Here is a 24,749-nt window from a genome sequence, read left to right on the forward strand (position 1 = left end):
ATGACTTTGGATCGGCGATCCAACCATGCGATGATGACCTCATGGCGAAGCGGCGCACGGACGGTCTGTCCCAAGAAGTGATCGTCGAGGCGGCGACCGGGCTCCTCGACGAAGGCGGCGAGGCCGCGCTGACCTTCCGGGCGCTCACGGCCCGCCTGAGCACCGGCTACGGGGCGATCTACCACCACATCGCGAACAAGAGCGACCTGCTGGCGGCGGCCACCGACGACATCGTCGACGGCGTCATGACCGGCGTGGTGGTCGGCGCGGAGCCGCGAGAGGCGCTGCGGACGGTCGCGCTGGGCCTGTTCGACGCGATCGACGCCCATCCGTGGGTCGGCGCCCAGCTGTCCCGGGAGCCGTGGCGCCCCGCGCTCCTGGCGGTCTACGAGCGCATCGGCGGGCTGCTCGACGCGCTCGGCGTCCCCGATAAGGCGCTGTTCGACGCCGCGGGGGCCCTCGTGAACTACGTCCTCGGGGTGGCCGGGCAGAACGCGGCGAACGCCCGCCTCCTCGGCGGCGACGTCGACCGGTCGGCGTTCCTGACCGGGGTGGCCGACCAGTGGGCCCGGCTCGACCCGGCCCGGTACCCGTTCGTCCACAAGGCGGCGACGCGGCTGGGCGACCACGACGACCGCGAGCAGTTCCTGGCCGGCGTCGACATCTTCCTGGCCGGCGTCGCGACCCTCCGCTAGACGGCTTCCAGCTCCGGCTCGGCGTCCGGCACCCGCGGCCGGACCAGGAGGCCGGCGAGCGCGACGAGCAGGCCGGCCGTGGTGAACCCGGTGACGACGACCAGCGCCGGCACCCACCCGCGGAGCAGCGCGGCGGTCGACGACTCGCCGCCGCCGGCCGCGGTCAGCACCGCCGTCACGACTGCGAGGCCGATCGCGCCGCCGACCTGCAGCGAGGTGTTGACCAGGCCGCCCGCCAGGCCCTGCTCGCCGTCCGCGATCCCGGCCGTGGCCTGGATGTTGAACGACGGGAAGGCCAGCGCGAAGCCGAGCCCGAGCAGGATCATGCTGGGCAGCACCGAGCCGACGTAGCCCGAGTGCTCGTCCACGCGCAGGAACAGCGCATAGGACAGGACGTGCGCGAGGACCCCGGCGAAGATCGCGCGGGTCGTCCCGACGCGCTCGATCAGCGGATCGACGCGCGGGCAGCCGAACGCGACGATCATCGCCGCCGGCAGGAACCCCAGCGCCGTCTGCAGCGGCGACCAGCCCAGCACGCGCTGGAAGTAGAGCATCACGACGAACTGGACGCTGATGAAGGAGGCGAAGAACAGCGCGGCACCGAGGTTGGCCCTGGCGAGCGGCCCGGAGCGGAGGATGCCCAGCCGCAGCAACGGGTTCCGGCTGCGTTTTTCGATGAGCACGAACGCCACCAGCAACGCGACGGCGACCACGAAGGTGATCAGCGTGCGCGGCGCGACCCAGCCGGTTTCGGGCGCCTCGACCACGCCGTACACGAGCAGCAGCGAGCCCCCGACCCCGGTGAGCGCACCGGGCAGGTCGTAGCCGCCGGCCGGCTCGGCGCGGTAGGCGGGAATCAGCTTCCACGCCACGACGACCACGGCCGCGGCGAGCGGCGCGGGCAGCAGGAACGTCCACCGCCACCCGAGCTCGGTCAGCACCCCGGAGAAGACCAGCCCGGCGGAGTACCCGCTGGCCCCGAACACGGCGAAGATGCTGATCGCCTTGTTCCGCGCGGGCCCTTCCCGGAACGTGGTGGTCACGATGGACAGCGCCGCGGGCACGGTGAACGCGGCGGCGGCCCCCTTGACGAAGCGGCTCACGATGAGCAGCGTCCCGTCGTCGACGAGCCCGCCGAACAGCGAAGCCAGCGCGAACAGCGAAACGGCGGCGAGGAAGACCCGCCGCCGCCCGAGCAGATCGGCGGTGCGCCCGCCGAGCAACAGCAACCCGCCGAAGCCGAGCACGTACCCGCTGACGACCCACTGCAGGGCGTTGGTGGACAACCCGAATTCGGCTTGGATGGCGGGCAGCGCGACCCCGACCATCGACCCGTCGAGCGCGTCGAGCGCCGTGACGATCGAGACGGTGAGGAGAACACCCCACAGACGCGCGTCCCACCGGGTCGAGGCGGTGGACAGGTACGTGGCAGAACTCATGGATCCGACGTTAGGTTCGCACGTTCCCGAACCTCGTCTCATGAACTGCGGTGCCCAGGTCACCACGCCGGTGCGGTCGACGACGTGCTCCAGGTGCTTGCGCACCGTCGCCACGGAGATGACCGGCTGACGGCGGACGCGCACGTCTGGCACGATCGGCTGATGAGCAGGCCACGGCGAACGCGCGGACCAGTGCTGGCCGCCATCCTGCTCCTGGTGCTCTCCGCCTGCTCCAGCCAGTTCGCCGACGTCCGGCTCCGGATCGCCGCCGGGAACCCCGGTGGCGTCTACGACAAGCTCGCGCAGACCCTCGCCACCGCCTGGCAGGCCGGGCTCGACATCGAGCGGCCGCAGGTGCTGCAGACGCAGGGGTCGCCCGACAACGTCCGGCGGGTGCTGAGCGGGCAGGCCGAGGTCGCCTTCGTGGCCGCCGATGTCGCCGCCGATCAGTACCGGGATCGGCCCGGGCTTGCCGCGCTCGCGCGGATCCACGACGACTACCTGCACGTCGTCGTGCGGTCGGACTCCGACATCCGGTCGGTGGCGCAGCTGCGCGGGCGCCGGATCGCGATCGGCTCGCCCGCCTCAGGGGTCGAATACATCGCCGGGAAGCTGCTCGGGGCGGCCGAACTGACCGGGAAGGTCAGCACCATCACCCGGGGTCTCGACGACTCCGTCGCGGCCCTGCTGAACGGCGACGTCGACGCGTTCTTCTGGTCCGGCGGGCTGCCGACGCCGAAGCTGGCGGACACCAAGAGCCGGCTGCGGCTGGTCGACATCGCCGACCTGATGCCGAAGATGCAGGCGATCAGCGAGGTCTACGGCACCGCCACCATCCCGGCGAGCACCTACGACCAGAGCGGGCCGGTGACCACGCTGGTGGTGCCGAACTTCCTCGTGGTGCGCACGTCGATGCGCGACGACGTCGCCGAGGCGCTGGTCAGCGGCCTGTTCGCGGCGCGGCAGCAGCTCGCCGGCGCGAATCCGGCGGCGCTGTCGATCGACGTCCACCCGGGCATCGAAACGCAGCCGATCCCGCTGCACCCGGGCGCGCTCCGCTACTACCGGGCGCAGAAGACCTAGCCCGCCGGGAACGTCATCGTGATCCGGAGGCCGCCGCCTTCGGGCAGGTCCAGGGCCAGTTCGCCGTCGGAGTGCGCGACGATCTCGCTGACGATCGCCAGGCCCAGCCCCGAGCCGGGCACGTTCTGGTGGGCCGGGCTGCGCCAGAACCGGTCGAGCGCGCGGTCCAGCTCGTCCGGCCGCAGGCCCGGGCCGTGGTCGCGGACCGACAGGCGCACGCGGTCGCCGTCGCGCTCGACGGCGACCCGGATCTCGGTGCCGGCCGCGGTGAACTTCAGCGCGTTGTCGAGCAGCGCGTCCAGGATCGTCTCGGCGCCGCGCGGCGGCATGCGCACGCGGACGCCGTCGCCCGGGGTGTCGACGACCAGCCGCACGTCGCGGGCCTCGCCGACCACCGACCAGTCGGCGACGCGCTCGGCGACGGCCTCGTCCAGCACGAGCGGGTCCAGCTCGCCGCCGGAGGCCTCGGCGCGGGCCATCGACAGCAGCCCGTCGAGGATCTGGTGCAGCCGGCCCGCGTCGACCCGCGCGGCCTCCAGGTCGGCGGCGGCCGGCTCGTCGTCGACGTGGCCTTCGAGGTTGCCGAGCCGGATCTTCAGCGCGGTCAGCGGGTTGCGCAGCTGGTGGGAGGCGTCGGCGACGAACGCGCGCTGCGCGGCGAGTGCCCCCGACACGCTCTCGGCCATCCGGTCGAAGGAACGGCCGAGCTGCCGCAGCTCCGGCGGCCCGCCGCTCTCCCCCACCGGCTCGGCCTCGCGCCCGCTGACCACGGACGCCACCAGCGCGCCGGTCGCGTCGTCGAGGCGGTGCACCGGCCGCAGGATCCAGCGGACCACCGGGATCGCCACGGCCAGCGCCAGCGTGAACGCGAGGATCCCGCCCGCGGCGAGCAGCAGCCACCACCACAGCACGTCGGCCCGCTCGGCGCCGGTGTCGGACACCGTCACCACCGCGCCGCGCACCTCGCCGTCGGCGAGCACGGGTTCGGCCAGCACCAGCGGCGTGGCGTCCCACGGCATCAGCACGCCGCCGGGCTGGGAGCGGCGGCCGGCCAGCGCCTCGTGGACCGGGTCGCTGATCCGCTCGGCGTTCATGTCGAGCCGCGCGGCGTTCGGGCCCAGCGAGCTGACCACCGGCTTGCCGTCCTGGTCGAAGACGACCACCTGGACGCCGTACACCTCGGTGTAGCGGCGCAGGTCGGGGTCGAGCAGCAACGGCTTGTCATCGAGCAGCGGGCGCTGCGCCAGCGACGCGAACCGCGCGGTGTCGGTCAGCCGGTCGAGGAAGAGGTCCTGCTGCGCGCCGGCGGCGATGGTGGTGGCCAGCGGGATGCCGAGGCCGAACACCAGCAACGCGACGAGCGTCAGCACGATGCCCTGCAGCCGGACGCGCACCCCTCAGCTCCGGGCGACCTGGCCGCCGAGCCGGTAGCCGACCCCGCGGACCGTCTCGATCAGCGCCGGGCGCCCCAGCTTCGTCCGCAGCGTGGCGACGTGGACGTCCAGCGAGCGGCTTTCGGCGGGACCGCGGTGGCCCCACACCTCGGTGAGCACGTGCTCACGCGAGCAGACCGCGCCCCGCGCGCCCGCGACCAGCGCGAGCACCTGGAACTCCTTGCGGGACAACGCGACCGCGTGCCCGTCGACCAGCACCTCGTGCCGGGCCAGGTCGACGCTGACGTCCCCGACGCGGATCACCACCGGCTCGGCCGTCGCGTGCTCGCCGCGGCGGCGGCGCACCGCCTCGACCCGGGCCAGCAGCTCCTCGACGTCGTAGGGCTTGACCAGGTAGTCGTCGGCGCCCGCGCGCAGGCCCTTGATCCGGTCGTCGACCTCGCCGCGCGCCGACACGACGATGATCGCGACGTCGCTGACCGCGCGGATCTGGTGGCACAGCGTCACGCCGTCGATGTCCGGCAGGCCGAGGTCGAGCAGGATGACGTCGACTTCGTGCACCCGTTCGAGCACCCCGGCGCCGGTGGCCAGGCGGGCGATCGCCAGGCCGCGGCGGGTCAGCGCCGGGATCAGCGCGCCCGCGACCCGGTCGTCGTCCTCCACCAGCAGCACCCGCACCCGTCGCCTCCCATGGTGACCTGCTTCACCGCCCGGTAGCGACGAACTCTAGGACGTCTCCCCCGGGACCGCCGAATCGGACATCGATACCCACTTGAAACCCTAAGAATGGGTCAAGCCGCCTTGCGAGCAGGGAGCACGGCGGTAGGTTCTCGCCATCGCGTGGTGACCCTCGCCGCATTCGAACGATCCTGGAGGCCAGATGACCGCGGAGGTGGCGGCGCCGATGATCAAGGCGGCCGCCGTGAACAAGTACTTCGGCGACCTGCACGTGCTCAGGGAGATCACGCTCGAGGTGCCCCGTGGCCAGGTCGTCGTGGTGCTGGGCCCGTCGGGGTCGGGCAAGTCGACCCTCTGCCGGGCGATCAACCGGCTGGAGCCGATCAACTCGGGCGAGATCGCCGTCGACGGCGTCCCGCTGCCCGCCGAGGGCAAGGCGCTGGCGGCCCTGCGCGCCGACGTCGGCATGGTGTTCCAGTCGTTCAACCTGTTCGCGCACAAGACCATCGTCGAGAACGTGATGCTCGCGCCGGTGAAGGTCCGCAAGACCTCGCAGGCCGAAGCGCGCAAGACGGCGATGGAGCTGCTGGAGCGCGTCGGCATCGCGAACCAGGCCGACAAGTACCCGGCGCAGCTCTCGGGCGGCCAGCAGCAGCGCGTCGCCATCGCGCGGGCGCTGGCGATGCGGCCCAAGGTCATGCTGTTCGACGAGCCGACCTCGGCGCTGGACCCGGAGATGGTCCAGGAGGTCCTCGACGTGATGACGGGCCTGGCCAAGGACGGCATGACGATGCTGGTCGTCACCCACGAGATGGGCTTCGCCCGCCGGGCAGCCGATCGGGTGATCTTCATGGCCGACGGCGAGATCGTCGAGGACACGACGCCCGAGGAGTTCTTCACCGCGCCGAAGAGCGAGCGCGCGAAGGACTTCCTCGGCAAGATCCTGACCCACTGAGAGAACGTTCCGCGGCGCCGTCGCGCCGCGGGTGACGACACACAGGAGAGATTCACATGAGGATCCGCACCCTCGCGGTGGGAGTGCTCGTCGGTGGCCTGACGCTGACCACCCTGACCGCCTGCGGCAAGGAAGGCACGCCGAGCACCCCGGGTGCCGGCGACCAGGGCGGTTCGAGCGCCGCCGCGCTGCCGAGCTACCCGGTCGCGACCGGCGTCGACCTGGCAGGCTCCCCGGTGTTCGCCAAGATGAAGTCGGCGGGCGCGCTGACCGTCGGCGCCAAGGACGACCAGCCCGGCCTGGGCCAGAAGGACCCGACGACCGGCAAGTTCGGCGGCTTCGACATCGAGATCGCGAAGCTCGTCTCGGCCGGCCTCGGCTTCGACCCGGAGAAGATCACCTTCCGCACGGTCGACTCGGGTGCCCGTGAGCAGACGATCGCGAACGGCGACGTGAACTACTACGTCGGCACGTACTCGATCACCGACAAGCGCAAGGCGCTCGTCTCCTTCGCCGGCCCGTACTTCGTCGCCGGCCAGGACCTGCTGGTGCGCAAGGACGACTCGTCGATCACCGGCAAGGACACCCTCAAGGGCAAGAAGGTCTGCTCGGTCACCGGCTCGACCCCGATCCAGAAGGTCCGCTCGGAGAACCTGACCGAGCCGGGCAACATCGTCGAGTTCCAGAAGTACTCGCAGTGCGTCGAGAAGCTGCTGTCGAAGGACGTCGACGCGGTCACGACCGACGACGCGATCCTCAAGGGCTACGCGTCCCAGGACCCGGACAACCTGAAGGTCGTCGGCCAGACGTTCTCCACCGAGAAGTACGGCATCGGCCTCAACAAGGACGACAAGGTCCTGCGCGACAAGGTCAACGAGATCCTGCAGAAGGCGCTGGACGACGGCACCTGGCAGAAGATCTACGACGCGACGCTCGGCAAGTCGGGTTCGGCCGCCAAGAAGCCGACCCTCGAGAAGTACTGACGTTCGCGTGACGGCCGGTGGATCGGGTTTCCCGGTCCACCGGCCTTCTCCATCCACCACCTGACCACGGACGCGGGGAAGGCTCCATGGACGTCCTCTTCAACAACCTGGACCTGTTCGGTCCGTTCTTCCTCCGCACGATCGAACTGTTCGTGCTCTCGGCCGTCGGCAGCCTGGTCTGGGGCACGGTCCTGGCCATGCTGCGGGTGAGCCCGGTCCCCGTCTTCCGCGCCGTCGGCACGGCGTACGTGACGATCGCCCGGAACACCCCGCTCACGCTGGTGTTCGCGTTCTTCGTGTTCGCGTACCCGCTGCTGGACATCGTGAAGCTCGACTACTTCCCGGCCGCCGTGACCGCGCTGACCGTCTACACCTCGGCGTTCATCTGCGAGGTCGTGCGCTCGGGCATCAACACCGTGCCGGTCGGGCAGGCCGAAGCGGGCCGGGCGCTGGGGCTGACCTTCGGCCAGATCCTCGGCCAGGTCGTGCTGCCGCAGGCGCTGCGCTCGGTCGTCCCGCCGCTGATCAGCACCCTGATCGCGCTGCTGAAGAACACCACGATCGCCGCCGGTTTCTCCGTCGCGGAGGCCGGCGCGATCCGCTCGTACCTGTCCGAACGCGGTGAGAACCAGCTGGTCGGCCTGCTGTGGGTCGCGCTCGGCTTCATCATCCTGGTCGCCGTGCTGTCGTTCGTCCAACGCAGCCTGGAGAAGCGCTGGAGCGTGGCCCGATGACCAATGTCCTCTTCGACGTCCCGGGCCCGAAGGCGCGGCTGCGGTACCGGACGTACGCGGTCGTCGGCACCCTCGTGGTGGTCGCGTTCCTCGGCTACATCGGGTGGCGCTTCTACGACAGCGGCCAGTTCACCGCCCGCAAGTGGGAGTGGCTGCAGTACTCGCAGGTGCAGCGCGACCTCGCCAACGCGGTGCTCCAGACGGTCGAGGCGTTCGCGGCCGCGGCCGTGCTGGCCTTGATCTTCGGTGCGATCTTCGCCGCCGGGCGGCTGTCGGACCACGCGTGGATCCGCGGGATCGCCGGGTTCGTCGTGGAGTTCTTCCGCGCCATCCCGGCCCTGATCCTGATGTTCCTGTTCTACTTCGGCCTGCCGACCGTCGGCGTGCCGATGACGCCGTTCCTCGGCGTGGTGTTCGGCCTGACGCTGTACAACGGCTCGGTGCTGGCGGAGGTCTTCCGCGCGGGCATCCAGTCGCTGCCGAAGGGGCAGAGCGAAGCCGCGTACGCGCTGGGCATGCGCAAGACGCAGGTGATGTTCCTGGTCTTGCTGCCGCAGGCGATCCGGGCGATGCTGCCGACGATCATCAGCCAGCTGGTCGTGCTGCTGAAGGACACCGCGCTCGGCTTCATCATCACGTTCCAGGAGCTGCTGTACTACGCGCGCTACATCGGCTCGCAGGGCACGTTCGGCCGCCCGATCGTGCCGTCCACGATCGTCGCGACCGCCATCTACGTCGTGATGTGCCTGCTGCTGACGGCGCTGGCGACGTACCTGGAGCGGCGCAACCGGCGCAACAAAAAGGTCATCGGCGGAACGGGCGGCAAGGTCGAGCAGATCGCGCTCGGCTCCGCCGCCGGTGGCGGCGCCGCCGGCTGAGTCCCCGGCTCGGAACGGCCCCCGGCGTACCCGTCGGGGGCCTTTCCATGTCCGCCGATCTCCCCTAGCGTCGGGGCCCATGGGTGTCGCACTGGTGACCGGAAGCTCCCGAGGCCTGGGCCGCACGATCGCCCGGCGGCTGGCCCGCGACGGGTTCGCCGTCGCGCTCAACGGCCGGCACGACGATCCCGACCTCAAGGCGGCCGCGGAGTCGGTCCTCGCCGAGGGCGGGCGGGCCGCGGGCTTCGCCGCCGACGTGACCGACCGGCGCGAGGTGGGCGAGCTCGTCGACGCGGTGACGGCGTTGCTGGGCCCGGTCAGCGTGCTGGTGGTCAACGCGACCGGCCCGCAGCCGGACGTCCCGCTGTCCGATGTGGACTGGCCGGAGCACCTGGCGCACCTGGACTTCTTCGTGCGCTCGCCGGTGCTGCTGGGCCACGCGGTGCTCCCCGGCATGCGCGCCCGCGGGTACGGCCGGATCGTCCACATCGATTCGGAGGTGGCGGACCGCCCGCCGCCCGGCCGGTCGGCGTACGCGACGGCCAAGGCGGCCCAGGCCGGCCTGGCCCGGTCGTGGGCCCGCGAGCTGGCCCCGGACGGCATCACGGTCAACTCGGTGGCCCCCGGCTTCGTCCCGGTCGAGCGCCACGCGGAGGTCCCGGAAGCCGAACGAGCGGCCTACCTGGCCTCGGTCCCCGCCGGCCGGCTCGGCACCCCCGACGACGTGGCCGCGGCGGTGAGCTTCTTCGCCTCGGCGGAAGCGGGCTTCATCACGGGCCAGCGCCTGCTGGTCGACGGCGGCCGCGCGCTCGGCTAGTCCCGGTCAGCAGCACCGCGAGCACCGCCAGCACGAGGACCAGCGCCAGTGCCAGCGCGGCCGCCATGGCGACGTGCAGCTGGAGCAGTCCCCCGGCGAACGCGCCCCCGAGCATGGCCCCGACGGCGGCCACCTTCCGCAGCGGGTGCGAACCCGCGCCCCCGGCGGCCTTCGAGTCGGCCGCGAAGCCGGTCAGCGTCATCGTCAGCACCGTCGTCGTCAGGTCGGGCGCGCCGATCCGGCGGACCGCCGCGTTCTGCAGGCCCATCGCCAGCCCGAGCACGACGATCAGCAGCTCGCTGCCCAGGCGCGTGCCGCCGCCGAGCGTCGCGGCCAGCACGACGGCCACCGCGATCAGTCCGGCTTGGACCGCGGTCGCCCGGCGGAGGGTGTCGCGGTCGTCCCCGGCGCGGGCCAGCCGCCCGCCGGCGAGCGCGCCCGCCAGGAACGCCAGCACCGCCGTCAGCGAAGCGAGCACGGACAGCGTCGTCTCCCCCGCCGCGGCGAAGCCGAGGAACACGACGTTGCCGGTCATGTTGGCCACGAACACCCGCCCGAGGCCGAGGAAGCTGACGGCGTCGACCACGCCGGTGACGACGGTCAGGGTCAGCAGCAGCGCGGCCACGTCACGCGGTTCCGGTTCAGCCATGCGGGCAGTCAACCACCGCGGGCCCCGGCGCGGAACCGGCGGTCCCGTACGATTCCCGGAATGGCCGTCGTGAATGCCTTCTCGCCTTCGCGAAGGTGCGAAGCGCGCTTCATTGTGCGAAGGTGCTTCGCAGCGCTTCGCGGGCGAAACCCGTTGTCACACAGGCAGAACAGCAACATCCCTTCCGGTGAACCGCTGCGTGGCAGGAGCCGTTTTGTCGGTGCTTGCCTTTAACGTGCGGGGCATGACCGAAAAGAGCACGGTGCGCACCCGGGAGATGGGTGTCGAGCTGAAAAACCAGCGCGAGGCGAGACAAATGTCGCTGCGCGAGGTCGCCCGGCGCGCCCACTGGTCGGCGTCCAAAGTGTCCGGCTGGGAGAACGGCCGCCGGATCTCGCCGATCGACGCGGCGATCTACCTCGCGCACTGCGGAACCGACGCGTCCGAACGCGACCGGCTGCTGCACCTGACCCGGCCGCCGAGCGACCTCTACTGGGTGCGGCCCTACTTCGACAAGCTCGTCGACCCGATGAAGTCGCTGATCATCCAGGAAAACCTGGCGACCGCGGTGATCTCGAACAGCCCGCTGGCCCTGCCGGGCATGCTCCAGACCGAGGACTACGTGCGGTCGGTCTACGAGCTGTCCGGCCGGTACACGACGGACCGGCTCAAGGCGCTCGTCCAGGCGAGGATCGACCGGCAGCAGCTGCTGCAGCGCCGGAACCCGCCGCAGTGCCTGTACTTCGTCTACGAGCACACCCTGCGGTCGGTCCTGCGCGACCCGGCGCTGATGCACGAACAGCTGCAGTACCTGGTGCTGGCCACCAACCTCCCGCACTGCACCATCCGCGTCGTCCCCGCCTCCGCACCGCCGTACCACCTGATCGGCAGCCGGTTCACGATCCTCGAGTTCGCCGAACACCCGCCGGTGGCCTACGAAGAGACCTTCGCGGCCGGGCTGTTCATCGACGAACGCGTGGCCGTCGAAGCCTTCTACATCTACCGCACGCGGCTGGAGCAGGTGGCCTTGTCGGAACACGAATCCCGGGCGTTCCTGGTCCGGCTGGCCGAGGAGTTCGACCTCATGGCGAATTGACCCCGCCGACCCGTTCCCCGTCGTGCCACACCGCCCGGATCCGTCCCGGCAGGTCGGTCAGGTCCAGGTCCGTACCGTCGAGCAGCACCACGTCGGCCCGCAACCCCACCGCGAGCCGGCCCCGGTCGTCCTCCAGCCGGAGCAGGCGGGCCGCCTCGGAGGTGGCCGCCTTCAGCGCGGCCGCGTCGCCGAGCACGGCGGCCAGCAGGCGCAGCTCGGTCGTCAAGTCGACATGGGGACGGGGAGCCAGGTCCGAGCCGGCCGCGATCGGGACGCCCGCTTCCACCGCGAGGCGGACCGAACGGCGGTGCGTCCCGGCGAACTCGCTGTCGCTGATCGGCGAGAGCGTCGGCACGTACCAGGCGTTCGCCAGCGCGGCCACGGCGTCGTCGTCGAGGAACGTGCCGTGCTCGACACTGCGAGCGCCGGCGCGGGCCGCCGAGACGACCGCCGCGGCGGTGTGCGCGTGGGCCAGGACGTCCCGGCCGCTGCGGCGGGCCTCGTCGACCAGGGCGAAGAGCTCGTCGTCGGTCGGCCGGACGTCCACGCCCTCGCGCACCGCCCGCAGGGCGCCGCTCGCGCCGACCTTGATCCAGTCGGCGCCGGCGCGCACCATCCGGCGGACGGCCGCCCGCGCCGCGTCGGGGCCGTCGAACACCGGGTCCGGCAGCGACGGGTCACCGAAGTGGTCGACGGCGCCCGCGGGCGGGTCCCAGCTGTCGCCGAGCCCACCGGTCGGCGACAGCTGGCGAAGGCTGACGAGCAGGTCGGGCCCGGTGATCCAGCCTTCGCGCAGCGCGTGCTTGAGCCCGGCGTCGGCGCCCCAGGCGTCCCGCACGGTGGTGATCCCGCGGGCCAGCAGGCCGCGCAGCACCGGCACGGCTTCGAGCACACGCGCGCTGCGCGGCAACGGCTCGGGCCGAGGGAAGGCGACGTGCACGTGGCAGTCGATGAGCCCGGGGATCAGCAGCCCGCCCGAGCAGTCGACGCGCCCGTCGCCCTCGAGACCCGGGCCGACCTCGGCGATCCGGGCGCCGTCCAGCCGGACGTCCGCCCGCGCCGAGTCCCCGGTTTCGGGGTCGAACACGAGCGCGCCGGCGAGCAACGTCACGCGAGATCCTTGCGGTAGATCAGGAAGTCGCACGGTGTGGCCAGCGCGGGCGCGAGGTGCGGGTAGTCCCCGGCGAGGTCGGCGCGGTGCGTCACGCGGTAGCCGAGCCGGGCGTACCACTCGGCGAGGAACTGCTTGGACGGGTGCGTCCACTCCCGCGGCACGAGGAGTTCCAGCTGCATCTCGCGGCAGCCTGCCTCCCGGCACGTCTGCTCGGCGAAGCGCACCAGCTCCCGCCCGATCCCGGCTCCGCGCCGGGCGGGGTCGGCGGCGAGCATTCCGAACTCGCCCGTCGCGTCATCGAGGCGCTGGACGCGGACCGAGCCGGCGAGAGCGCCGTCCACCGTGGCGACGGCGATCTCCCCGGCTCGCACGAAAGCGCCGACCTCGTCGGCGGAAGTCCGGTCGGTGCTCTCGCACCAGAGCCCCTTCTCCGCCTCGGCGTAGACGAGGTTGACGAGGTCGGCGATCCGCCCGGCCGAAACGAGGCCGGACGGCGGCAGGAAGGCGATCTCCATGCCCCCACCATGCCAGGCGGGTCACCTCATTTGTCGCGGCGGAACAACTTGTTGCCGAGCCACACGATCGGGTCGTACTTGCGGTCCGCGACGCGCTCCTTCATCGGGATGAGCGCGTTGTCGGTGATGTGGATGCCTTCCGGACAGACCTCGCTGCAGCACTTGGTGATGTTGCAGTAGCCGAGGCCGTGCTCCTCCTGGGCCGCGTCGCGCCGGTCAGCGACGTCGAGCGGGTGCATCTCCAGCTCCGCGATCCGCATGAGGTACCGCGGCCCGGCGAAGGCCTCCTTGTTCTCCTCGTGGTCGCGCACCACGTGGCAGGTGTTCTGGCACAGGAAGCACTCGATGCACTTGCGGAACTCCTGCGAGCGCTCGACGTCCACCTGCTGCATGCGGTACTCGCCGGGCTTGAGGTCCGCGGGCGGGGTGAACGACGGGATCTCCCGCGCCTTCGTGTAGTTGAAGGACACGTCGGTGACCAGGTCGCGGATCACCGGGAACGTCCGCATCGGCGTCACCGTGATGACCTCGTCCTCGGTGAACGTCGACATCCGCGTCATGCACAGCAGGCGCGGCTTGCCGTTGATCTCCGCCGAGCACGAGCCGCACTTGCCCGCCTTGCAGTTCCAGCGCACCGCGAGGTCCGACGCCTGGGTGGCCTGCAGGCGGTGGATGATGTCGAGGACGACCTCGCCCTCGTTCACCTCCACTGTGAAGTCCTGCAGCTCGCCGCCGGTGTCGTCGCCGCGCCAGACGCGGAAGCTCGCCTTGTAACTCATGCCTTGCTCCCGGGGTGCGTCTCGAGCTCGTCGTCGGTGTAGTACTTCCCGAGTTCGCCGAATTCGAACAGCTCCAGCAGGTCCTGCCGCAGCGGCACCTGCTCCTTCACCTCGACGCCGATGTCCGGGACGACCGGGTTGTCCCCTTCGGCCGCCGAACACACCAGCAGCTTGTGCCGCCAGTCGGGGTCCATGCCCGGGAAGTCGTCCCGCGTGTGCCCGCCGCGGCTCTCGGTCCGCGTCAACGCCGCCTTCGCGACGCACTCGCTGACCATGAGCATGTTGCGCAGGTCGATCGCGAGGTGCCAGCCGGGGTTGAACTGCCGGTGCCCTTCCACGGTGACGTGCAGGATCCGCTGCCGCAGCTCGCCCAGCTTCTCCAGCGCCTGCTCGATTTCCCCGGCCTTGCGGATGATGCCGACGAGGTCGTTCATCGACTGCTGCAGCTCGGTGTGCAGGGTGTAGGGGTTCTCGGCCGACGCGCCCGCCGGCGGGTCGAACGGCGCGAGCGCCATCTTCGCCGCGGCGTCCACATCGGACTGCGCGACCGCGGGGCGGTCGGCGAGGCCGTCCACGTACTCGGCGGCGCCGAGCCCGGCGCGGCGGCCGAACACCAGCAGGTCCGACAGCGAGTTGCCGCCGAGCCGGTTGGACCCGTGCATGCCGCCCGAGCACTCGCCCGCCGCGAACAGGCCGGGCACGCTCGCCCCGGCCGTGTCCGGGTCGACCTCGATGCCACCCATGACGTAGTGGCAGGTCGGGCCGACCTCCATCGGCTCGGCCGTGATGTCGACGTCCGCGAGTTCCTTGAACTGGTGGTACATCGACGGCAGCCGCTTCTTGATCTCCTCGGCGGGCAGCCGGCTCGCGATGTCGAGGAAGACGCCGCCGTGCGGGGACCCGCGGTTCTCCTTGACCTCGGAGTTGATCGCGCGCGCGACCTCGTCGCGGGGCAGCAGGTCCGGCGTGCGGCGGTTGCTCTCCTGGTCGGTGTACCAGCGGTCGGCTTCGTCTTCGCTCTCCGCGTACTGGCCCTTGAAGACGTCCGGCACGTACTCGAACATGAACCGCTTGCCCTCGGAGTTCTTGAGCACGCCGCCGTCACCGCGCACGCCCTCGGTGACGAGGATGCCCTTGACGCTCGGCGGCCAGACCATCCCGGTCGGGTGGAACTGGACGAACTCCATGTTGATCAGTTTCGCGCCCGCCCGCAGGGCCAGCGCGTGGCCGTCGCCGGTGTACTCCCACGAGTTCGACGTCACCTTGAACGACTTGCCGATGCCGCCGGTGGCGAGCACGACCGCGGGCGCCTCGAAGAGGATGAACCGCCCGCTCTCGCGCCAGTAGCCGAACGCGCCGGCGATCTTGCCGTCGGTGGTGAGCAGCTCGGTGACCGTGCACTCGGCGAAGACCTTGATCTTCGCTTCGTAGTCGCCGGTCTCGGCGAAGTCCTCCTGCTGCAGCGAAACGATCTTCTGCTGCATCGTGCGGATCAGCTCGAGCCCGGTGCGGTCACCGACGTGCGCGAGCCGCGGGTAGGTGTGCCCGCCGAAGTTGCGCTGGCTGATCCGGCCGTCGGCGGTGCGGTCGAACAGCGCGCCGTAGGTCTCGAGCTCCCAGACGCGGTCGGGGGCCTCTTTGGCGTGCAGCTCGGCCATCCGCCAGTTGTTGAGGAACTTCCCGCCGCGCATGGTGTCGCGGAAGTGGACCTGCCAGTTGTCGTTCGAGTTCGCGTTGCCCATCGAGGCCGCGCACCCGCCCTCGGCCATCACCGTGTGCGCCTTGCCGAACAGGGACTTGCACACGACGGCGACGCGGAAACCGCGTTCGCGAGCTTCGATCACGGCGCGCAGACCGGCGCCACCGGCACCGATCACCACCACGTCGTAGCTGTGCCGTTCGACCTCGGTCATAAAAGGATTCCACCTCGGAACTGGGGACTTCGGTTTTGGGGAGCACTGCCGGGAGGCGCTAGTTGACGAATCTCAGGTCCGAGATCGCCCCGCTGGCCACGAGCATGACGTAGAAGTCGGTCAGCACCAGCGTGCCGAGCGTCGTCCAGGCCAGCGCCATGTGGCGGGTGTTGAGCTTCGAGACCTTCGTCCAGATCCAGTAGCGCACCGGGTGCTTGGAGAAGTGCTTCAGCCGGCCGCCGGTCACGTGCCGGCACGAGTGGCAGGAGAGCGTGTACGCCCACAGCAGGACCACGTTGCCGAGCAGCACGATGTTGCCCAGCCCGAAGCCGAAACCGCCGGTCTTGCCGTGGAACGCCGTGATGGCGTCGTAGGTGTTGATCAGCGAGACGATCAGCGCCACGTAGAAGAAGTAGCGGTGGACGTTCTGGATGATCAGCGGCAGCCGCGTCTCGCCGGTGTACTTGGCGTGCGGTTCCGCGACGGCGCACGCGGGCGGGGAGAACCACACGGCCCGGTAGTAGGCCTTGCGGTAGTAGTAGCAGGTCAGGCGGAACCCGAGCAGGAACGGCAGCACGACGAAGCCGAGCGGGATGAACCCGGGCAGGTCGCCGAACCAGTGGCCGAAGTGGCTCGAGCCCTCGACGCAGGAGGTGGACAGGCAGGGGGAATAGAACGGCGTCAGGTAGTGGTAGTCGGGCACCCAGTACGCGGTGCGCACGAACGAGCGGACCGTCGCGTAGATGATGAACGCCGACAGTCCGAGCACGGTCAGCAGCGGCTGGAGCCACCACCGGTCCGTGCGGAGGGTGCGCTCGGCGATCCGGGCCCGTTTCGGGGCCCGGACGCCGGTGCCGACGCCGTTGTCAGCGGGTGCGCTCACCGCTGGTCGCGCTTGTAGCCGCCGACGCCTTCGTCATCGGCGCCGTGCCAGAGCGCCGGGTCGTAGGGGGTGTCGGGGACGGGGACGCGCTCCGCGGCCTTCGCCTGCGCGGGCACCGCGAGCGGCGTGCCGTCGAGGTCCGCGGTGTCGATGTCGAGGCGCTCCACGTCGTTGGCGAGCCGGCGCACCGCCGAAGCGTCGCCGTAACGAGAGCGCAGTGCGCCGACGCACTGCCGGAGCTGGCCGATGGTTCGCCGCAGCTCGGCGATCTCGGAGGTGGACATGATCCCTCCCGGTGGTGGTGGGGCTGGCAGGGAACCGGCCGGCGATCGCTCGCCTTAAGGCTTTGCCACGCGTCGTGCAGTGTGACAACTAGCACACTAACGGTTCGCGAGGTGATCGGGGTCACGCGGGTGGATCTTCTGAATCGATTTTGATTCGGCGTTTTGCCGAGGTAGTGTGGCCAGTGTCACGACCCTGAGGCGTCAGCGTTGCCGTCCCGCGGACCACCACACACCAGTGATCCGGAGCCGGACATGAGCCCCGCCCCCACCACGAAGCCGCACCGAGTCGTCGCCGACGTCACCGCCCGCATCGCCGAGCGCAGTGCCGCGACCCGCACCGCCTACCTCGCCCGCACGGCCGAAGCGCACGAAGAAGGCCCGGTCCGCCGCGGCCTCGCGTGCAGCAACCTGGCCCACGGGTTCGCCGCGATGGACGGCGTCGACAAGGCCGCCCTGCGGGCCGCGCGCGCCCCCGGCGTCGCGATCGTCTCGTCCTACAACGACATGCTTTCCGCGCACCAGCCGATGCAGGAATACCCCGCCTGGCTGAAGAAGTCCGTGCGCTCCGCCGGAGGTGTCGCCCAGTTCGCCGGCGGCGTGCCCGCGATGTGCGACGGCATCACGCAGGGCCGCGCGGGCATGGAGCTGTCCCTGTTCAGCCGCGAGGTCATCGCGATGTCGACGGCGATCGCGCTGTCGCACGACATGTTCGACGCGAGCCTGCTGCTGGGCGTCTGCGACAAGATCGTGCCCGGCCTGCTGATCGGCGCCCTGTCGTTCGGGCACCTGCCGGCGCTGCTCGTCCCGGCCGGCCCGATGAACTCCGGGCTGCCGAACAAGGAGAAGGCGCGCGTCCGGCAGCTGTACGCCGAAGGACTCGCGACCCGCGAAGACCTCCTCGACGCCGAAGCGGCGTCGTACCACTCGGCCGGCACCTGCACGTTCTACGGCACCGCGAACTCCAACCAGATGGTCGTCGAGGTGATGGGCCTGCACCTGCCCGGCGCCAGCTTCGTCCAGCCGGGTTCCGCGTTGCGGCACGCGCTGACCGAGGAAGCGGGACGCCGGGTCGTCGCCATCTCGCGCGGCGAGGAGTACACGCCGGTCGCGCGGATCCTGGACGAGAAGGCGTTCGTCAACGGCGTCGTCGCGCTGCTCGCCACCGGCGGCTCGACCAACCACACGATGCACCTGGTCGCGATCGCCGCGGCCGCGGGCATCCAGCTGACCTGGGACGACTTCGCCGACCTCTCGGCCGTCGTGCCGCTGCTGGCGCGGGTCTACCCGAACGGCAGCGCGGACATCAACCACTTCCACGCGGCCGGCGGCATCCAGTTCCTGGTCGGCACGCTGCTCGACGCGGGCTTGCTGCACGAGGACGTGCACACGGTCGCCGGGTTCGGGCTGCACCGCTACCGCGCCGAGCCGATCCTGTCCGACGGCGAGCTCGTCTGGCGCGACGTCCCCACCCGCAGCCTCGACGAAGAGGTGCTGCGCCCGGCGTGGCGCCCCTTCGCCGCGGACGGCGGGCTCCGGATGGTCGAGGGCAACCTCGGCCGCGCGGTCGTCAAGGTCTCCGCGGTGGCGCCCGAGCACCGCGTCGTCCAGGCGCCGGCCCGGGTGTTCACCACCCAGGAGGCGTTCAAGGCCGCGTTCGAAGCCGGCGAGCTCGATCGCGACGTCGTCGTGGTGGTCCGGCAGCAGGGCCCGCGGGCCAACGGCATGCCGGAACTGCACGGCCTGACGCCGGCACTGGGCGTGCTCATGGACCGCGGGCACGCCGTGGCGTTGCTCACCGACGGCCGGATGTCGGGCGCGTCGGGCAAGGTCCCGGCGGCGATCCAGGTGACGCCGGAAGCCGCGGCGGGCGGCCTGATCGCCCGCGTCGCGGACGGCGACGTCATCCGGCTCGACGCGTCCTCGGGCTCGCTCGACGTCCTGGTCGGTGACGAAGAACTCGCCCGCCGTGAGCTTGTGGACTCGCCGCCGTCCGAAGCATCCTGGACCGGCACCGGCCGAGAGCTGTTCGCCGCGTTGCGCCGTGCGGTCGGCCCCGCCGACCAGGGCGCTTCGGTGTTCGGCGGCTTGACTCCGGAACACCTTGGCGTCCTTTCGGGGGTCCAGGGGGGCTTGCCCCCCGGCCAGGGTCCGGGGCTTGGCCCCGGGCAACACCGAACACCCGCTTTCACCACCCAGGAGGTCGGTCAGTGACCACCGGTCAGGACCTGCTCGCGCTGTCCCCCGTGATGCCCGTCGTCGTGCTCGACGACGCCGCCGACGCGGTACCCACGGCCCGGGCCCTGCTCGCCGGCGGGATCGGGGTCATCGAGCTGACCCTGCGCACCCCCGCGGCGCTGGCCGCGATCGAGCGCATCGCCGCCGAGGTGCCGGACATCGTCGTCGGCGCCGGCACCGTCACCGCGCCGGAGCACGCGAAGCAGGCCGCCGACGCGGGCGCGAAGTTCCTCGTGACCCCCGGCTGCACGGACGCCGTGGTCGACGCGTGCTTCGAGACCGGGCTGCCGTTCCTGCCCGGCGCGAGCACCGTGTCGGAGGCGATGCGGCTGGCCGAGCGCGGGCTTTCGGCGCTGAAGTTCTTCCCGGCGGAGGCCTCGGGCGGCGTCGCGTACCTGAAGTCGATCGCGGGCCCGTTGCCGTCGCTGAAGTTCTGCCCGACCGGCGGGATCACCGCGGCCACGGCGCCGTCGTACCTGGCGCTGCCGAACGTCGGCTGCATCGGCGGGTCGTGGCTGACGGCGTCGCTCGACGTCGCGACGATCGAGAAGCTGGCCGCGGAAGCCGCGCAGCTGTAGCGGAGATCACCCCGCGTCAGCACCGCGCCCGAACGGCGGAATGCGCGTCCGCATTCCGGGAGCACCGTTCCAGTCTTCTGGAACGGTGCTCCGAGCGGGTGTGGCGGCGGTCATGAATTCCACTGAGTGGAGCAATCGCGGCGCCGGTGGGTGATTTACCGGCCTGTTATCGTTTCCCTTCGCTGTTTCGAGCGAGGAGATCCGGTGTCCCTGACCGATGTGGTCGCCCCCAGTCCTGCCCCCGAGAACGTCGCCGCCCTGGTCGGCGAACGCCTTTCGCTGTCCGCCCTCCACCAGCTGGGCGGCACCCTCGGCGGCTATTCCTTCGTGAAAGTCGTGGTGGACCGGGAAACCTCGGCGATCCACTTCCTGAACGACGCGCGCCATTCCTTTCACGCGATCTATATCGGCGAAGAGATCCTCGGCGTCCCCGAAGAACGGGTGCGCGCGGAGATCGACTCATACAACGAGGCTTTCTACCACGCACCGGACCGCCGGTTCCTGCTCGGCATTCTCGCCCGGCACCCGCAACTGCTTTCGCTGGAAACGGTCGAGGTCGACACGATGCCGGCGGCGCTGATCCGCGAGTTCCACGCCTTCGTCGCGGAGTACGTCGACCCGGCGCTGCCGCTGGTGTTCAAGCCGGCCAACCAGCTGCAGGAGCGGATCGTCCGGGAGATCCCGGCGGGCGAGCTGCCCCGCGTGTTCGCGCACGAGCTGTTCTCCACGGCGCCGTTCGTGGCGCTGAACCCCGGCACGGCCACCGGGCGGCTGCGCGCGTTCCGCACCGAGGCCGAGTACCGCGCGGCCACGCTGGACTGGACGGACATCATCGTGATGGACCGCGTCCCCGACGACGTCCCGCGGCTGTCCGGCATCGTCAACGCCCGGCACACGACACCGTTGTCGCACACCAACGTGCTGGCCACCGGCTGGCAGATCCCGAACGCCGTCCAGCTCGGCGCCCTCGCCGAAGTCGAGCGCCGCGGCCTCGACGGCAAGTGGGTCGAGTACACAGTGGACGGCCAGGCGCTTTCGCTGCGCGAGATCCCCGAGCCGGCCACGGCGACGCCCCCGAGCTGGTACGCCCAGCGCGTCACGCTGGAGCAGCCGGAAGCCGACCACAGCCCGATCGTGCACCTCGCCCGGCTGCGCGCGGCCGACCGCTACCGCTACGGCACCAAGGCGGCCAACCTCGGCGAGCTGCACCACGTCCTGGCCCACGGTTCGCAGCGCCTGCTCGGCTTCTACCAGGTGCCCCGTCCGCCACGCGAGAACCTGCTGCCCTACCTGGCCCGGCTGCTGGATGTCCCCGCGGGTGCCGACCTGACCGCCGCGGCCCGCCGCCTGCTCGACGACCGCGTCCGCGTACCGCGCGGCATCGCCCTGCCGTTCTCGCTGCAGCGCCGGTTCCTGGAGTCGTCACCGCGGATCCAGCAGGCCATCGGCAAGCTGAAGATGGCGCTGGAGCTGGACGCGCGCGAGATCGAGCCGCTGTGCGTCGAGCTGCAGACGCTGATCCGGGCGGCCCGCATGCCGGGCGCGCTGGCCGGCGAGATCGACTCCGCGCTGGTGTCCCAGCTGGCCGGCGTGCGCTCGTTCGTCGTGCGCAGTTCGTCGAACGCCGAGGACCTCGCCGGGTTCTCGGCCGCCGGGATCTACGAGTCGCTCACCCACGTCACCACCGCCGAGCGGATCTTCGCCAGCGTCAAGGAGGTCTGGGCGTCGCTGGTGTCGGTGCGCAGCGTCCGCCTGCGCCGCCAGGCCGGGATCTCCCTCGACGACTGCTACATGGGTGTGGTGATCCAGGAGCAGGTCGCGGCCGACTTCGGTGGCGTGCTGGTGACGACGAACCCGATGAACCGCGCGGACTTCCGCACGGTGTACGTCAACGTGTCACCCCGCGTCACCGACGTCGTCGAGGGGTCGGCGCTGCCCATGCAGTACCTGTATTCGACGGTCGAGGGCGGCGGCCGCACGGTGTCGCTGGGCGACGCGCCCGAGGACCTCGACGAGGCCGCCCACGAGCAGCTGCAACGGCTCGCCGTCGCCGGCCGCCTGCTGCAGGGCCACTTCTCGCCTGATTACACGTTCGATTCGCCGGTGGACGTCGAATGGCTCGCCGACCGCGACCACATCCACCTCGTGCAGCTGCGTCCGTATTCCGTTTGATCCTCCAGGAGACACCACCATGCTGGGCTTTCGCCTGCCCGCGAAACCGGCCGTCCAGCGCGCCGTCCGGCTGACCTACGGGTTCCAGTTCTTCTTCGGCCTGCTGTTGTGGGTGCCGATCTTCTACCAGTACCAGAAGCTGGCCGGGCTCTCCGACGGCGAGATCTTCGGCATCCAGAGCATCTACTACATCGTGTTCTGCCTGCTGGAGATCCCGACCGGCCTGATCGCCGACCGCTTCGACTACCGCACCTCACTGACGGCGGGCGCCGGCGTGCTGGTGGCGGCGAACCTGGTGCCGGTGTTCCTGAGTTCGTACACCGGTTTCCTGGTGCACTTCGTCCTGATCGCCCTGGCCCGTTCGCTGGTGTCCGGCGCGCAGAGCGCGTACCTGTACGAGTACCTGAACGCCCACGGCGAGGGAGAGCACTACCTCCGCGTCGAAGGGGTCGGCCGCGCGTACAGCCTGGTCGGCAAGATCGTGTACTGGCCGGTGATCGGCCTGCTGATGACGTGGAACCTCCCTTCCCCGTACTGGCTGACGGCGCTCAACGCGGCCGTGGCCCTGGCCTTCGCGTGCAAGCTCCCCCCGATCCCCGGCGGCCGTCGTATCGAAGGCAAGACGGCCTCACTCCTGTCGGGCGTCGGCGGCGCGTTGTCCACGCTGCGTTCGTCCCGGTGGCTGGCGCTGCTGATGGTGCAGGGAATCGCGATGTTCACGCTGGTCCGGATCTGCCAGGTGAACCTGTTCCAGCCGATCCTGGAGTCGAAGTCGCTCTCGGTGAACTGGTACGGCGCGGTCCTGGCCGCGATGACGGTCTTCGAAGCCCTCGGCGCGGCCCGCCCCCACCGCCTCCGCCGCGCGATCGGCCCGGTGGGTTCGGTGTTCACGCTGACGATCGTGATGGCGTCCTGCCTCGGCTTGCTGGTCTGGGCAGGCCCCTTCCCGGCCGTGGTGCTGCTGTGCGTCTTCGCGGTGGCGACGGGCATCGCCTTCCCGGTGCAGAAGCAGCTGCTGAACGACTCCATCCCGGACTCCCGCTACCGCGCGACCCTGCTGTCCCTGGAGTCCATTGTGGACCGAGCGGTGTGCGCACTGGTGGCGGTGGCACTGGGCGCGTACCTGGCGGCCGGCCGGCTGAACGAGTTCCTGCTGCTGTCGGCCGTGGTCACGTGCGCCGCGATGGGCCTGCTGGCGCTGCTGCTGCTCGCGGTCCGCAAGCACCGCTCCGACCGCCGGGTCCCGGCGGCCCGCGCACCCGAAGCCGTCAGTCGATGAACGCGTCGTCGAGGAGGGTGGACTCCGCGCCGTACTCGCGGAGTTCCTCCTTGATGACGGTGTACGCCAGCCCCTGGGGGTAGCCCTTGCGCGCCAGGAAGCCGAGCAGCCGCCGCAACGCCGTCTGTTCGTCGACGTTGCCCAGGGAGCCGAGGCGCTTGCGGACCAGTTCCCTGGCCATCTGCTCCTCGGACTCGCGGTCGACCTCACCCGCCGCCTGCGCGGCGACCTCGTCGTCGACGCCCTTGCGGCGCAGCTCGGCCAGCAGCGCGGTGCGGGACAGGCCCTGGGTCTCGTGCCGGGACTTGACCCACAGCTCCGCGAACTCCGCGTCGTTCACCAACCCTGCCCGGTCGAGCTTGCCGAGCAGGGTTTCGCTGGTCTCCTCGTCGAACCCCTTGCGGCGCAAGGCCTGCCGGAGCTCCTCCTGAGTACGCGCACGCACGGCCAGGAGGTCGTAACAGATCTCCTTGGCCTTCTTGTACCGCTCCTCGGGAGGCAGCTCGGCCGGCGGGATCTTCGGCGCCCTCGCCACTCAGCTCACTCCGCTCAGAAGTCGACCGGCGCCGGCACGGCCTCGACGGCCTCCGCGTCGACCTGCGCGCCGATGCCCAGCTTCTCCTTGATGCGCTTCTCGATCTCGTTGGCGATGTCCGGGTTGTCGCGCAGGAACTTCCGCGCGTTCTCCTTACCCTGGCCGAGCTGGTCGCCTTCGTAGGTGTACCAGGCGCCGGACTTGCGCAGGATCCCCTGGTCGACACCCATGTCGATCAGCGAGCCCTCGCGGGAGACGCCGACGCCGTACAGGATGTCGAACTCGGCCTGCTTGAAGGGCGGGGCCATCTTGTTCTTCACGACCTTGACGCGGGTGCGGTTGCCGACCGGCTCGCCGCCGTCCTTGAGCGTCTCGATGCGGCGGACGTCGAGCCGGACCGACGCGTAGAACTTCAGCGCCTTACCACCGGTCGTGGTCTCCGGGGAGCCGAACATGACGCCGATCTTCTCGCGCAGCTGGTTGATGAAGATCGCGGTGGTGCCGGAGTTGTTCATCGCACCGGTCATCTTGCGCAGCGCCTGGCTCATCAGGCGGGCCTGGAGGCCGACGTGCGAGTCACCCATCTCGCCCTCGATCTCGGCACGCGGCACGAGCGCGGCCACGGAGTCGATGACCAGGATGTCGAGCGCGCCGGAGCGGATCAGCATGTCCGCGATCTCCAGCGCCTGCTCACCGGTGTCCGGCTGGGAGACGAGCAGCGCGTCGGTGTCGACGCCGAGCTTCTTGGCGTACTCCGGGTCCAGCGCGTGCTCCGCGTCGATGAACGCCGCGATGCCACCGGCGCGCTGCGCGTTGGCCACCGCGTGCAGGGCGACCGTCGTCTTACCGGAGGACTCCGGGCCGTAGACCTCGACCACGCGGCCGCGGGGCAGCCCGCCGATGCCGAGCGCGACGTCGAGGGCGATCGCACCGGTCGGGATCACGGAGACGGGCGCGCGGCCGTCCTGGCCGAGCCGCATGACCGAGCCCTTGCCGTACTGCTTGTCGATCTGCGCGAGCGCGAGCTCGAGCGCCTTGTCCTTGTCGGGTGCTGCAGGCAT

At 70.8% G+C, this 24,749-nt stretch carries 24 protein-coding genes; 12 read left to right on the forward strand and 12 right to left on the reverse strand.

The window, feature by feature from the left end; all coding sequences use genetic code 11:
• The first annotated feature begins 41 nt into the window (after nucleotides 1-41).
• Nucleotides 42-695: a TetR/AcrR family transcriptional regulator gene (locus SD460_RS38225; RefSeq protein WP_290058728.1), complete on the forward strand. Its 654-nt coding sequence runs from the start codon at nucleotides 42-44 to the stop codon at nucleotides 693-695.
• On the opposite strand, the gene SD460_RS38230 is transcribed toward SD460_RS38225, so the two are convergent.
• The gene (locus SD460_RS38230; protein WP_290058726.1) at nucleotides 692-2,134 is read right to left on the reverse strand and encodes an MFS transporter; all 1,443 of its coding nucleotides are present in this window, start codon (nucleotides 2,132-2,134) and stop codon (nucleotides 692-694) included. The genes SD460_RS38225 and SD460_RS38230 overlap by 4 nt on opposite strands.
• 162 nt (nucleotides 2,135-2,296) lie before the next feature.
• Here SD460_RS38230 and SD460_RS38235 point away from each other — a divergent pair, with 162 nt between their 5' ends.
• Nucleotides 2,297-3,217: a TAXI family TRAP transporter solute-binding subunit gene (locus SD460_RS38235; RefSeq protein ID WP_290058724.1), complete on the forward strand. Its 921-nt coding sequence runs from the start codon at nucleotides 2,297-2,299 to the stop codon at nucleotides 3,215-3,217.
• Here SD460_RS38235 and SD460_RS38240 read toward each other — a convergent pair.
• Nucleotides 3,214-4,611: a sensor histidine kinase gene (locus tag SD460_RS38240; protein WP_318307447.1), complete on the reverse strand. Its 1,398-nt coding sequence runs from the start codon at nucleotides 4,609-4,611 to the stop codon at nucleotides 3,214-3,216. The genes SD460_RS38235 and SD460_RS38240 overlap by 4 nt on opposite strands.
• Nucleotides 4,612-4,614: 3 nt before the next feature.
• A complete protein-coding gene (locus SD460_RS38245) occupies nucleotides 4,615-5,289 on the reverse strand; it encodes a response regulator transcription factor (protein WP_290058720.1) in 675 nt (224 codons plus the stop codon).
• A 226-nt stretch (nucleotides 5,290-5,515) separates the two neighbouring features.
• Between SD460_RS38245 and SD460_RS38250 the strand changes: the two genes are divergently transcribed.
• The 5 genes from SD460_RS38250 (at nucleotide 5,516) to SD460_RS38270 (ending at nucleotide 9,656) form a co-directional block, all read left to right on the forward strand.
• Nucleotides 5,516-6,244 carry an amino acid ABC transporter ATP-binding protein gene (locus SD460_RS38250; RefSeq protein ID WP_192783056.1) on the forward strand — a complete coding sequence of 243 codons (729 nt, stop codon included), beginning with the start codon at nucleotides 5,516-5,518 and terminating at the stop codon, nucleotides 6,242-6,244.
• Between the two features lie 56 nt (nucleotides 6,245-6,300).
• Nucleotides 6,301-7,227 carry a glutamate ABC transporter substrate-binding protein gene (locus SD460_RS38255; protein ID WP_290058718.1) on the forward strand — a complete coding sequence of 309 codons (927 nt, stop codon included), beginning with the start codon at nucleotides 6,301-6,303 and terminating at the stop codon, nucleotides 7,225-7,227.
• A gap of 86 nt (nucleotides 7,228-7,313) precedes the next feature.
• On the forward strand, nucleotides 7,314-7,961 hold the full coding sequence (locus tag SD460_RS38260) for an amino acid ABC transporter permease (RefSeq protein WP_290058716.1): 648 nt from the start codon (nucleotides 7,314-7,316) through the stop codon (nucleotides 7,959-7,961).
• Nucleotides 7,958-8,839, forward strand: coding sequence for an amino acid ABC transporter permease (locus SD460_RS38265; protein ID WP_290058715.1), 882 nt, complete (start codon nucleotides 7,958-7,960; stop codon nucleotides 8,837-8,839). The genes SD460_RS38260 and SD460_RS38265 overlap by 4 nt, the downstream gene beginning before the upstream one ends.
• A gap of 79 nt (nucleotides 8,840-8,918) precedes the next feature.
• Complete coding sequence (locus SD460_RS38270; RefSeq protein WP_318307448.1) at nucleotides 8,919-9,656, forward strand: SDR family NAD(P)-dependent oxidoreductase; 738 nt, start codon at nucleotides 8,919-8,921, stop codon at nucleotides 9,654-9,656.
• Here SD460_RS38270 and SD460_RS38275 read toward each other — a convergent pair.
• Entirely contained in the window at nucleotides 9,610-10,305 is a 696-nt protein-coding gene (locus tag SD460_RS38275; protein ID WP_318307449.1) for a YoaK family protein, read from the reverse strand. The two genes, SD460_RS38270 and SD460_RS38275, sit on opposite strands and share 47 nt — an antisense overlap.
• A gap of 244 nt (nucleotides 10,306-10,549) precedes the next feature.
• Here SD460_RS38275 and SD460_RS38280 point away from each other — a divergent pair, with 244 nt between their 5' ends.
• Nucleotides 10,550-11,401, forward strand: coding sequence for a helix-turn-helix domain-containing protein (locus tag SD460_RS38280; RefSeq protein WP_290058709.1), 852 nt, complete (start codon nucleotides 10,550-10,552; stop codon nucleotides 11,399-11,401).
• Here the strand turns inward: SD460_RS38280 and SD460_RS38285 are convergent.
• From SD460_RS38285 to SD460_RS38310, 6 genes are read right to left on the reverse strand one after another with little or no spacing between them, the layout of a single operon-like run.
• Nucleotides 11,388-12,512, reverse strand: a complete 1,125-nt coding sequence (locus SD460_RS38285; protein WP_318307450.1) for an amidohydrolase family protein — start codon at nucleotides 12,510-12,512, stop codon at nucleotides 11,388-11,390. The genes SD460_RS38280 and SD460_RS38285 overlap by 14 nt on opposite strands.
• Nucleotides 12,509-13,030, reverse strand: a complete 522-nt coding sequence (locus SD460_RS38290) for a GNAT family N-acetyltransferase (protein WP_290060966.1) — start codon at nucleotides 13,028-13,030, stop codon at nucleotides 12,509-12,511. Before SD460_RS38290 ends, SD460_RS38285 begins: the two co-directional genes overlap by 4 nt.
• A gap of 26 nt (nucleotides 13,031-13,056) precedes the next feature.
• Nucleotides 13,057-13,809 carry a succinate dehydrogenase/fumarate reductase iron-sulfur subunit gene (locus SD460_RS38295; RefSeq protein WP_290060967.1) on the reverse strand — a complete coding sequence of 251 codons (753 nt, stop codon included), beginning with the start codon at nucleotides 13,807-13,809 and terminating at the stop codon, nucleotides 13,057-13,059.
• On the reverse strand, nucleotides 13,806-15,722 hold the full coding sequence (locus SD460_RS38300) for a fumarate reductase/succinate dehydrogenase flavoprotein subunit (RefSeq protein WP_290060969.1): 1,917 nt from the start codon (nucleotides 15,720-15,722) through the stop codon (nucleotides 13,806-13,808). Before SD460_RS38300 ends, SD460_RS38295 begins: the two co-directional genes overlap by 4 nt.
• Before the next feature lie 58 nt (nucleotides 15,723-15,780).
• A complete protein-coding gene (gene sdhC / locus SD460_RS38305; RefSeq protein WP_290060971.1) occupies nucleotides 15,781-16,605 on the reverse strand; it encodes a succinate dehydrogenase subunit SdhC in 825 nt (274 codons plus the stop codon).
• Nucleotides 16,602-16,889: an Rv0250c family protein gene (locus SD460_RS38310; protein WP_196425237.1), complete on the reverse strand. Its 288-nt coding sequence runs from the start codon at nucleotides 16,887-16,889 to the stop codon at nucleotides 16,602-16,604. The genes sdhC and SD460_RS38310 overlap by 4 nt, the downstream gene beginning before the upstream one ends.
• A 252-nt stretch (nucleotides 16,890-17,141) precedes the next feature.
• Between SD460_RS38310 and edd the strand changes: the two genes are divergently transcribed.
• The 4 genes from edd (at nucleotide 17,142) to SD460_RS38330 (ending at nucleotide 23,153) form a co-directional block, all read left to right on the forward strand.
• Nucleotides 17,142-19,100, forward strand: coding sequence for a phosphogluconate dehydratase (gene edd / locus SD460_RS38315; RefSeq protein ID WP_318307451.1), 1,959 nt, complete (start codon nucleotides 17,142-17,144; stop codon nucleotides 19,098-19,100).
• Nucleotides 19,097-19,702, forward strand: coding sequence for a bifunctional 4-hydroxy-2-oxoglutarate aldolase/2-dehydro-3-deoxy-phosphogluconate aldolase (gene eda / locus SD460_RS38320; protein WP_318307452.1), 606 nt, complete (start codon nucleotides 19,097-19,099; stop codon nucleotides 19,700-19,702). The genes edd and eda overlap by 4 nt, the downstream gene beginning before the upstream one ends.
• A gap of 204 nt (nucleotides 19,703-19,906) precedes the next feature.
• Complete coding sequence (locus SD460_RS38325; protein WP_290060976.1) at nucleotides 19,907-21,874, forward strand: PEP/pyruvate-binding domain-containing protein; 1,968 nt, start codon at nucleotides 19,907-19,909, stop codon at nucleotides 21,872-21,874.
• 19 nt (nucleotides 21,875-21,893) lie between these two features.
• Nucleotides 21,894-23,153: an MFS transporter gene (locus SD460_RS38330; protein WP_318307453.1), complete on the forward strand. Its 1,260-nt coding sequence runs from the start codon at nucleotides 21,894-21,896 to the stop codon at nucleotides 23,151-23,153.
• Here the strand turns inward: SD460_RS38330 and SD460_RS38335 are convergent.
• Nucleotides 23,143-23,670 carry a regulatory protein RecX gene (locus tag SD460_RS38335; protein WP_086862444.1) on the reverse strand — a complete coding sequence of 176 codons (528 nt, stop codon included), beginning with the start codon at nucleotides 23,668-23,670 and terminating at the stop codon, nucleotides 23,143-23,145. The two genes, SD460_RS38330 and SD460_RS38335, sit on opposite strands and share 11 nt — an antisense overlap.
• 32 nt (nucleotides 23,671-23,702) lie before the next feature.
• Nucleotides 23,703-24,749, reverse strand: coding sequence for a recombinase RecA (recA, locus tag SD460_RS38340; protein WP_290060979.1), 1,047 nt, complete (start codon nucleotides 24,747-24,749; stop codon nucleotides 23,703-23,705).

It is taken from the genome of Amycolatopsis solani, from assembly GCF_033441515.1.
GTDB lineage: Bacteria > Actinomycetota > Actinomycetes > Mycobacteriales > Pseudonocardiaceae > Amycolatopsis > Amycolatopsis solani.